Here is a 9,674-nt window from a genome sequence, read left to right as displayed (position 1 = left end):
AGAGGAGCGGCCTCCTGAGCGTAGGACATATTCTCAGCCTAGCTAAGAATAAGAGCGCTCCACTGCTGAATGGTTATTTCAGCCAGGCTGCACTAGATAGCCCAAGCAACGAGTACTCGCATCACCACTCGTTGTATGTTCCCAACAAGCGCTGTTATTGGAATCTTGCCCGTTGGCAGTCAAGCTAATGGATTGCCCATTATCAGCCCCTCCTAAGGTGGTTTGGGTAGAATCATTCCATAGCCCTAATGCTGCCGGTGGTGGGGTATTGATTGCTGTACTGCTGCTGGTGTTTTTACCGTAGGCAATGTAATCAATAATCTGGTTTTGGCCATCGTACAGCCAGACATCATCCCCTGTGTTATTGAGCTTTGGACGTTGTCCTAACCAGGTTTGAAACGCTGCGTCTGGGGCTTGATGAGCTGGGATAGGATTGCCTTGGGCGTCTTTCTCACTACCAATCCAAATAACGGCATATTCCCCTGGCTGGAGAATGGTATTAGCAGGAAAGACGTAAGGGCTGGTATTGCCTGTAATGCTTCCGGTATTACCATCTATATCGTCATCCAGAATATTGCCATCTATTAATTGCAAACCGCCAAGATCCACAGCTTCATTTGATGGATTGAATAGCTCAATAAACTCATCATTATTCTCGGCATTGGCTCTGCCAATTGTTTGCTGGTATAGCACCTCATTGATAACAATTTTCCCTGCCAGGGGAGATAGCTGATGTGGCTCTCCTGCTTCGCCCTCTGGTTCCGGCTCTGACTCTGGTTCTGGCTCTGCTTCCCCTTCTGGTTCTGGAGTTGGTTCAGGCGTTTCTGCTTCGTCCTCAGGCTCAGGTTCAGGTGCTGGCTCAGGCTCTGGAGCTGGTTCAGGCTCCGGTGTTGGTTCAGATTCTGGCTCGGGCTCGGGTGTTTCTGCTCCGCCCTCTGGTGCGGGATTAGGCCCTGGTTCGGGCGCTACTTCTAGTGTTCCTGGTCCACCTTCTGGTTCAGGAGCTGGTTCTGGTTCAGGAGCTGGTTCTGGCTCAGGAGCAGGTTCGAGAGCGGATAGCGGGGCAGGCTCAGTTTCTGGCTCTTTAAAGGGAAGACAACTAAATGATAAAGAATTGAGGCGACCGCTTTTACTACCTTTGGGTTTTAGTGCGCCGATTCGATAGCGGAAACTGCTGACATTCTCATAGGAAGCAGTGACTAAAGTTTGGGTTGCATCTGTGCTAATCCCCGGTTGTGTCTTGACTGTCTTGGACTCAAAGCGACCGGATGGTGGGGTGATCGTTGGCTTTAGAGTGGTGGGATTTTCAAGGGTATAGCTAGAGAATCCTTCTAGCTCGATATACTCCCTTAAGGTTCTACTATCTCCATCAATATCTACACCAGAAGCATTGAAAGCTTTGATGGTAGTAGATGTGTTGGACCCTGTTTCTACAAAACTGATAATCAGATCTACACTCGAATCTCCTTCTTGTGTAGAAGCATTGAGAGTAGGCTGCAGAGCTTCTGCGGACCCTGTGCTGGCATTATCAATTGCCCCTAAGGTTGCACCATTATTGAACTTGTCCACCGTGACCAAGGCATCAATACCAGGAGCAACCTGGGTAAATCGGTAGATGGAGCCGATGGATAGGTCAGGTTGATTGTTTTCTTTTTTGGGATTACGAAAAGACAGCTCTACGATTGAACTGCCATTACACATCTTGGCGTCTGCAATTTGGAAGACAGACGTTTTTGTGTTCTGGATTGGAGGGATAGGTGAATAGACGCTGGGGGTTGTTCGGTTCGCCCTATGGGTGGAAGAAGTACGCGCTAGAGCAGCATCTGCGAAGAAAGTGCATGCCATGAGAAGTGCAGCGAAGGGAGCACGATTGGCGAATAATACTATCCAGCGACCCATGATTTCTCTCCTCAGCCATCCATAAATGGGAAACTCTAATACTTGTATCACTTTGCGATCGCAAAAAAATTCCAAAGCAATACTCTTTTTAGGGAATCGTTTTGAATTTCATTCCTGGTAGATATTTGTCCGATCCCACCACATCTTAATTTTTTTATTTCTAGGGATTGAATGGGGGGATGTTGAGAATTATCTTGATTTTTCCCTAGACACCAAAGTCTGACATTTGTCCCCTTTATGATGAGTTGGACAATCGTTAAGGTCAGGTCAACATGGGAGAAGCAAAGCGCCGCAAGCAAATTTTAGGAGACACCTACGGTCAGACCTCCTTCATTTTGATTAAGGGCGAACGACAGTTCGAAGAACATTTCCAAAAGTTCTGCCAAGCCTGGGAACATAAATTAAAAGAGATTAGTGGGGCTTCTGAGGCTGAAGCTGAACTCTCTGATGCCGAAATCCAAGAGAAAGATCAGACCTTCCAGGCTTGGCTCACACAATACCTTCAGGATTACCGTCCCCAGGATCGAGAGCGATTAACAGGAGGGTTATTGGACTTTCTCTATGCCGAAATGGAAAAGCTAGAGCAAGAAGAAGATCCGGAAAAGCTACAGCAAAAGATTTCCAACTGGGTTTTGGAAGCGCTGACATTATTCACTCTGTTAAAGCCCCATTTAACCGTGGAGCAACAGCAGGATTATGCCCATCCGCTGCTCGAACTCTACGAAATCATGCTCAATGAGGTCAAGGAGGATATGGCCACCGAGCAAAAAGAAGAAGCACAAAAGTCTCTAGCTGAGATGTTCGCGGTTTGTTTAGATATCCCTGCAGTCGAAGAATAGAAGCCTAGAAGGCGTTTTCACAATACCCGACTATTTTAGTCGGGTATGTTTGACGGTATTTTATCCCCGTGTTAGCATCGAGCGAATTGAACAGATGCGTTGTTGACGTATTTCTATCGAAGTTGCTAAACCCATGACTCAAACCCTGACCAATCAATCTCGCAGCTCTGCTCTCAAAGCACTGAAGTGTAAAGAATGTGGAGCTGAGTACGAACTGAAAGCAACCCACGTTTGTGAATTCTGCTTTGGCCCTCTAGAAGTGAGCTATGACTTTAGCCGCCTCAGCCAGCCGATCACCCGTGAAAGCATTGAAGCCGGCCCCAACTCCATTTGGCGGTATCGCTCCTTCTTGCCGGTTGAGACAGATACACCGATTGATGTGGGAACGGGCATGACCCCTTTGCTCAAGTCTCATCGGTTAGCTCGGCAATTGGGCCTTAAAAATCTCTATATCAAGAACGATGCCGTCAATATGCCCACCCTCAGTTTTAAGGATCGAGTGGTATCGGTGGCGTTGACTCGGGCACAAGAGTTGGGGTTCTCGACCGTGTCCTGTGCCAGTACCGGAAATTTAGCCAATTCAACGGCTGCCATCGCCACTCGTGCGGGCCTCGATTGTTGTGTATTTATTCCAGCGGACTTAGAAGCGGGTAAGGTCATGGGTACCCTCATCTACGGTCCAACGGTCATGGCGGTTCAAGGCAACTACGATCAGGTCAATCGCCTCTGTTCAGAAGTCGCCAACACCCACGGTTGGGGCTTCGTCAACATCAATCTGCGTCCCTATTATTCTGAAGGTTCTAAGACCCTTGGTTACGAAGTGGCTGAGCAACTGGGTTGGGAGCTTCCCGATCACATTGTTGCGCCGCTAGCGTCAGGATCCTTATTTACCAAGATTTATAAAGGCTTCCGGGAATTTGTCGACAATGGTTTGGTTGATGACAAAGCGGTGCGGTTTAGCGGTGCCCAGGCCGAAGGCTGCTCTCCCATTGCTCAGGCCTATAACGAAGATCGCGACTTTATCAATCCTGTCAAGCCAAATACGATTGCTAAATCTATTGCCATTGGTAATCCTGCGGATGGCGTTTATGCCATCAATATTGCCAAGAAGACGAATGGCACAATTGAATCGGTTACCGATGCCGAGATTGTCGAAGGCATGAAGCTGTTGGCTGAAACGGAAGGCATCTTTACAGAAACAGCCGGTGGAACCACCATCGCCGTTCTTAAGAAGCTCGTCGAAGCCGGGAAAATTGACCCAGACGAAAAAACCGTGGTCTACATCACGGGCAACGGCCTCAAGACCCAGGAAGCGGTTCAAGGTTGTATCGGTCAGCCCTTCGCAATTGAGCCTAAACTTGGAAGTTTTGAGCGAGCTCTAGAGCGCTCCCGCACCCTGGATCGATTGGACTGGCAACCTGTGCTGGTCTAGGCTGTTTGTCGTTTCATTTGTTTCTCTATTGCAGTTGAATCCTATGTCCGTTACTGTCCTTATTCCTACGCCCTTACAAAAGCTGACGAAAAATCAGGCTACCGTCGAATGCGACGGCAGTAGCATTGGCGAATTGCTAGAATCTCTGGAGCAAAATTGTCCCGGAATTAAAGCCCGTCTGTGTGATGAGCAAGGCGAATTACGCCGCTTCGTCAACTTTTATGTAAATAATGAAGATATCCGTTTTTTAGAGGGGCAACAAACGGCCCTCAAAGACGGCGATGAAGTTAGTATCATTCCTGCGATCGCAGGGGGGTAAACCAACAAACCTATGGCAGAAGCAGAAAAGAAAGCCGCCGACGCAGCACCTGCAGCGAAACCGAAAGAAAAAAAGCCCAAGCTTGAAGATAAACCTTTTGCAGAGTTTATTCAGCAAGACTATCTCCCGGCCTTAGAAAAAGCTTTAGTGGCCAAAGATATCAGCGACTTGCAGCTCAACTTTGCCGACAACAACATCACGGGTGAGTGGCTAAACGGTACTCGTCAGTTTACAGTGTACTTCCCAGAAGGTGATATCAAAAAGCAGCGGGCCTTTTCCTGGTCAAACACAGGCAGCAACCCTAGCACCATCGAACCTTTTTTAGGCGATGAGCGGAAGATTACCCTCGATTTACTCGTATTTGGCGTCGTTCAGCGGCTCAACGCTCAAAAGTGGCTCGGTGGGAATTAAATTTTTTCTTTAGCGCCACCCCTATTCCCAAAACAAACATAGAAGCAAGAGGGCCAAGATGTTCAGGAACGGCTTTTGCTTCTATTTTTATGTTGCAAGGAGATAGACTGGCATCAAAAACCTTGCACTCTTCTTCTTTCTCTCCGTAGGGCACATTGGCGGGTCTCCGGAGAAAAGACAGATAACTGTTGGGGTTGGGGCCGTTTCGGCCAAGAACGATCGCTTCTGATCCTCCACTAGGGGGATGGGATTCTATATCAAGATCTTGTACTTCCAAAGTAGAGCGAGAAAAATGTACCGTACTAAAGCCCCGAACTAAAGCGTCATCAAGATTATGAGTGATAGTACCAAAACTTCCTCGCCAAATTCCGCTGTATTGACGAACTTCTAGCAGGCCATCGGCATTATTATCTGTGCCAGCGATGCTGATATTGACCACGCTATCTGTAGGTTCAAACGTATCTGGGGAAGTAAATTCGTCACCTGGCAATGGCACTAGCGTCGTATCTTGGTAACCTGAAACTTCAAAATCAAATTCAAAAAACTGGGCAGCGTTCACATCTGTTTGCCATCCAAAAACACTAACTGCCAAGACTAAGACCCAGGTTGGTTGAGTTTTCCCTCTCATCAGTTCTATCCTCAAGGAATAATCAGCTTAAATGGCTATTAGGGTTTGTTTATGCTGATCTTGCGGCAATTTCTAAAGCCTGAGAAGATTTTAGGCCGATAATGATTCTTTCATCCACCTCTATACAAAATGTGACAAGCCCGTATAGGCCCAAAATCTCCTATACAGCCTGGACTGCAGTTGCCCCATCTCGATTATCATTAAGCTGATTATTTTAGACGGAGCTGAGTTGTTCAGGATCGAGTAGGAATAACGGCTCAGTCCCGCCATCGTCCACAATCATAGAGCTAACGCAGTGGATATTGCCCCGGTCAAGATAAGAACTGGGTAACGGGGAAAATTGAGATTTTCCTGCTCGGCGAATAGTAGGTTGAGAATCAATGGGTACTCCCACAACGCCCTCTGCGCTTTTAATCAACACCAGGCATCGTTGCGCAGCACTCTCCTCTGATTTGGCTGTCTCTGGTTCTTCAGGAGTTAAGGACTGGGCAGAGTCATTAAAAATTCGATACCCCACATCCACCACCGTAATTTCTTGGCCTTGATGGAGGGTTAAGCTAATGCCCGTCTGATTCGGATCGCCATGTACCTTTCCCAAGGGAATCACTTTTTGCACCGCTGTGACGGGTAACGCAAACCACTCCCCTCGGAGTTTAAAGGCAATCAGCTGTTCGGTTGCTTCGGTATTGCGATTGGCACCCCGTTGCGATCGCACCGATGAAAAAATAGCCATAGCGTTCAATCACTCACAATCATTTTGCTTGGGTAAACTGCTCAAGGGTTTGCAGAAGCTCTTTCTCTCTAAAGGGTTTTGAGAAATAAGCAGAAGCACCCAGAGTCATTGCCAATTTACGATGCTTATCCCCACTTCGAGAGGTTAGCATCGCCACCGGAATCGACTTAAAATCCGACTTCGCCTTCACATGAGCCAAGAACCCGTATCCATCCATCCGGGGCATTTCAATATCACAAATCACGGCCTGAATCGGTAGGCCCGATTCGAGTTTTTCGAGGGCATGTTGGCCATCCTTAGCCTGTTCAACTCGATACCCTGCCTTCTCTAAGGTCAACGCTAGGAAGCGACGGACATTAACCGAATCGTCTACCACCATCACCAAAGCTTGTTGATTTGCCGTGTCAGCTACAGGACTATCCGATCCAGATAGAGCACCTGCCAAAGCACCTGAATTGCCCGTGAAATCATTATTCCGATCATTTATCCAGTTCAGGAGACTGAGCGCATCCACCAGCGGAATAACCCGACCATCCCCCAAAATCGTACAGCCCGCAAAGCCTTCAGGCATGGCAATATTCCCTTCAGCTTGGCGAATCGTAACTTCCTGCTCACTCCAATAGCGATCAACCTGTAAGCCCACCAGCTCATTACCATCGGCCACCATCAACACCGTAGGTGCATTAATACTCGGCGTCTCTTCTGTATCCGGCAGCTTTGCAATCCGGGGTAGTCGCAACCACTGGCTGAGTTGGACTAACGGCACCATTTCACCATCCCAATTGAGGACTTCAGCCCCTGCACTATCCAAAACATCTTCAGACCGGAGCAGCATCATTTCTTCCACCACATCGGTCGGAAACGCCAACATCATATTGGCAACTTCTACCAGCAAGACCCGAATAACCGATAAGGTAAAGGGCACAGAAATAGTAAAGGTCGTACCGATCCCGGCTTCTGTATCAACGGCAATCGAGCCTCGGATTTTTTGTAGATTCGTGCGCACCACGTCCATGCCAACGCCTCGGCCCGACAAATCTGTTACCGCTGATGCCGTACTAAAGCCAGGTTCAAAAATCAAATCGAGTAAATCACTGGTGCTGGCATTCCGCAGATCGTCGGCATCTAACCCCATCTCCATCGCCCGGTTTTTGATTTTATCGAGGTTAATACCATCCCCATCATCCCTGATTGTAATTTGAGTTTGGTTGCCTCGATACGCGGCCCGAATTTCAATTAACCCCTTGGGAGATTTGCCTGCGGCAACTCGTGCCTCGGGTTTTTCTATCCCATGATCAAAGGAATTTCGGATTAAGTGAATGAGCGGATCATTCAGCGACTCTAGAATCGATCGATCGACTAGAGTTGTTCCTCCAACAATCTTTAGTTCTACCTGCTTCTCAAAGCGTAAGCTCAAATCTCGCAGAACGCGTGGGAAACGACTGAGCAATTCAGACACTGGACGCATTCTCACCTGCGTCATGCTGGTCTGAATCAGCTTGGAGGTTCGAGTCAGTCCTCGTGTGGTTTGTTCCGCGTCCCCCAGACTCGTATTGATATCTCCGGTGACCTCTTGAATTTGAACTGCGGCTTCCATCAGTTCCTGGGATAGCAAGTGCATCTCGCTATAGCGGTCCATCTCCAATAGATCAAAATCATGATGATCGAGATGAGGGTTGCTCAAGTTGATTGGGGGCGTAGAGCCATTGGTCTGACCACCTCCCACGGGAACAGCCATAGCAGGGGCTGCTTGAGCAGACACCTCCTGCACGGAAATTTTGTCATAGGCTGCCCGTAGCTGTGCATTGGACTTATCAAGGGTGCGAACCCGACCTCGTAAGAGTTCGGTGAGGTCTCGCAACTGCTTGAGCTGCATTTGCAAACCATTCCGTTCAATAATCAGTTCTCCGAATAATTCATTGAGCTGATTGAGCTTACTGACAGGAACACGAATGGTCGTATCGGCGGTCTCTGGCGCGGCGGCACTAGTAGTGATAGGTTTAGCAACTGTGCGAGTAGAGGCCCGTTTCTGGGGTTGACGCTCAGCAGGCTTTGGCGCTTCTACAGGTGCGCTGACGGTTTGCTCCGTTGCCGAGGAGTCTAGGGAAGAAATAAGGTCCGCTGCTTCTGAGGCAAACGACTCAGACCATTCCAGATCCTTCGCAACCTCTTCATGGGGCGAAGCACTCTCAGCCGCAACAGCGGGTAATGTAACATCTGCGGGAGCTAGAGCCTCGATCTCTTCGGCAATACCAGCCAAGTCCACATTGGCAAAAGCATCTAAATCTGCAGTGGGTGTTAGCTGCTCTTCTTCCTGTTCTGGCGTAGATATCTCTTCCGAGGCAGCTGCTTCTAGAGGGGCGACTGCCCCTAAATCTTGGGGTTCTAGAGCCAACTCAGCACCAGCAAATAGGTCAGATTCGGCTGCCGTCTCTAAATCTTGAGGCTCTAAGGTGAACTCAGCATCAGCAAATAGATCAGATTCGGCTGGATCAGCGGCTTCTAAGTCCAGTGGTTCTAGAGATAATTCAATGTCCGCAAACGGATCCGCCTCCTCAGTCATCAGATCAGCGGACACATCACTGGGGCGCTCCAGAGTCTCAGCGAATGCACCCAGGGAACTGATGTCCAGAGTGTCAGGAATGGCATCTTTTTGACCGACCAATACCATGGCTTGCGATCGCCGCAGTTCCTGCAAACCCACCTCAGCAATTTGAAGCTGCTGATTGGGATCATTCGTCGCTTTGAGATAGTGCAATGTCGATTGGCATAGCCCGTGAAAAGCTGGCATATCCAGCATTTCGCCTAATCCACCTAATTCCTCAAGCGTAGAATCAAATTCAGCAACGATGATACTCGCCTCTTGGCTGGCAAGCTGTTCTTCTAACCGATCTAAGCATTCTTCGACTTCCGACTCAAAAAGAACAATACTCATGTCCTCACCCACCTCAGAGGACAGCAAGGATGCTTCATCTTCAGGTTGAGGATCGCCCAGTAAATCATGGAGCTGCTCCATCACTGGGTTAGCTTGGGTTTCGAGCCACTGTTCGTCAACGTCATCTCCCTGCTGGTTAAGGGTGGCGACCTGACGCATAAAATCCATCCCCGTCAGCAACAGGCTTTCGACTTCGCCATCTACCTGCACTTTACCGATTTTAAGAACCTTGAAAAAATCCTCAAGCCGGTGGGCCAAATGACTAAGATTATGGAACCCCATTAAGGCAGCGCCCCCCTTGACGGAGTGGGCTGCTCGCAAAACGCCATCTATTTGTTGTCGATCAACACCGCTGGTGCTTATCCCCAGAAGGCCCGATTCAATTTGGTGGCAATGCTCAAAGGCTTCTTCCAGAAACTGAAGGCGAACTTCCTGTTCACTATCGTGGGACATGGTTTATCTCTCAGTACCAATTATT

General features: G+C 48.6%; 8 protein-coding genes. 4 read left to right on the top strand and 4 right to left on the bottom strand.

Annotated elements, in window-relative coordinates; translation table 11 throughout:
* Positions 1-78 precede the first annotated feature (78 nt).
* A complete protein-coding gene (locus tag Q0986_RS09545) occupies positions 79-1,899 on the bottom strand; it encodes a lamin tail domain-containing protein (RefSeq protein ID WP_299408778.1) in 1,821 nt (606 codons plus the stop codon).
* A gap of 272 nt (positions 1,900-2,171) precedes the next feature.
* Between Q0986_RS09545 and Q0986_RS09540 the strand changes: the two genes are divergently transcribed.
* The 4 genes from Q0986_RS09540 (at position 2,172) to Q0986_RS09525 (ending at position 4,900) form a co-directional block, all read left to right on the top strand.
* Positions 2,172-2,738 (top strand): hypothetical protein, encoded by a 567-nt coding sequence (locus tag Q0986_RS09540; RefSeq protein WP_299408775.1) that lies wholly within the window; start codon positions 2,172-2,174, stop codon positions 2,736-2,738.
* 133 nt (positions 2,739-2,871) lie between these two features.
* Positions 2,872-4,170: a threonine synthase gene (thrC, locus tag Q0986_RS09535; protein ID WP_299408772.1), complete on the top strand. Its 1,299-nt coding sequence runs from the start codon at positions 2,872-2,874 to the stop codon at positions 4,168-4,170.
* Positions 4,171-4,213: 43 nt separating this feature from the next.
* Entirely contained in the window at positions 4,214-4,489 is a 276-nt protein-coding gene (locus Q0986_RS09530; protein ID WP_010474449.1) for a MoaD/ThiS family protein, read from the top strand.
* Positions 4,490-4,501: 12 nt separating this feature from the next.
* Positions 4,502-4,900, top strand: a complete 399-nt coding sequence (locus Q0986_RS09525) for a DUF2996 domain-containing protein (protein WP_299408759.1) — start codon at positions 4,502-4,504, stop codon at positions 4,898-4,900.
* Here the strand turns inward: Q0986_RS09525 and Q0986_RS09520 are convergent.
* From Q0986_RS09520 to Q0986_RS09510, 3 genes are all read right to left on the bottom strand, one after another.
* Complete coding sequence (locus tag Q0986_RS09520) at positions 4,869-5,492, bottom strand: hypothetical protein (protein WP_299408754.1); 624 nt, start codon at positions 5,490-5,492, stop codon at positions 4,869-4,871. The two genes, Q0986_RS09525 and Q0986_RS09520, sit on opposite strands and share 32 nt — an antisense overlap.
* 250 nt (positions 5,493-5,742) lie before the next feature.
* A complete protein-coding gene (locus Q0986_RS09515) occupies positions 5,743-6,261 on the bottom strand; it encodes a chemotaxis protein CheW (RefSeq protein ID WP_299408750.1) in 519 nt (172 codons plus the stop codon).
* Positions 6,262-6,280: 19 nt separating this feature from the next.
* On the bottom strand, positions 6,281-9,649 hold the full coding sequence (locus tag Q0986_RS09510; RefSeq protein ID WP_299408745.1) for a response regulator: 3,369 nt from the start codon (positions 9,647-9,649) through the stop codon (positions 6,281-6,283).
* Between the last annotated feature and the right edge of the window lie 25 nt (positions 9,650-9,674).

It is taken from the genome of Acaryochloris sp. IP29b_bin.148 (assembly GCF_028285565.1).
Taxonomy (GTDB): Bacteria; Cyanobacteriota; Cyanobacteriia; order Thermosynechococcales; family Thermosynechococcaceae; genus Acaryochloris.
The sequence above is the reverse complement of the archived record's forward strand: the minus strand, read 5'-3'. Positions and strand labels throughout refer to the sequence as shown.

Bases quoted from the DNA above. Each gene is read 5' to 3' on its own strand.
- Q0986_RS09525 (WP_299408759.1), top strand. From the start codon at position 4,502: ATGGCAGAAGCAGAAAAGAAAGCCGCCGACGCAGCACCTGCAGCGAAA.
- Q0986_RS09545 (WP_299408778.1), bottom strand. From the start codon at position 1,899: ATGGGTCGCTGGATAGTATTATTCGCCAATCGTGCTCCCTTCGCTGCA.
- Q0986_RS09530 (WP_010474449.1), top strand. From the start codon at position 4,214: ATGTCCGTTACTGTCCTTATTCCTACGCCCTTACAAAAGCTGACGAAA.
- thrC (WP_299408772.1), top strand. From the start codon at position 2,872: ATGACTCAAACCCTGACCAATCAATCTCGCAGCTCTGCTCTCAAAGCA.
- Q0986_RS09540 (WP_299408775.1), top strand. From the start codon at position 2,172: ATGGGAGAAGCAAAGCGCCGCAAGCAAATTTTAGGAGACACCTACGGT.
- Q0986_RS09510 (WP_299408745.1), bottom strand. From the start codon at position 9,649: ATGTCCCACGATAGTGAACAGGAAGTTCGCCTTCAGTTTCTGGAAGAA.
- Q0986_RS09515 (WP_299408750.1), bottom strand. From the start codon at position 6,261: ATGGCTATTTTTTCATCGGTGCGATCGCAACGGGGTGCCAATCGCAAT.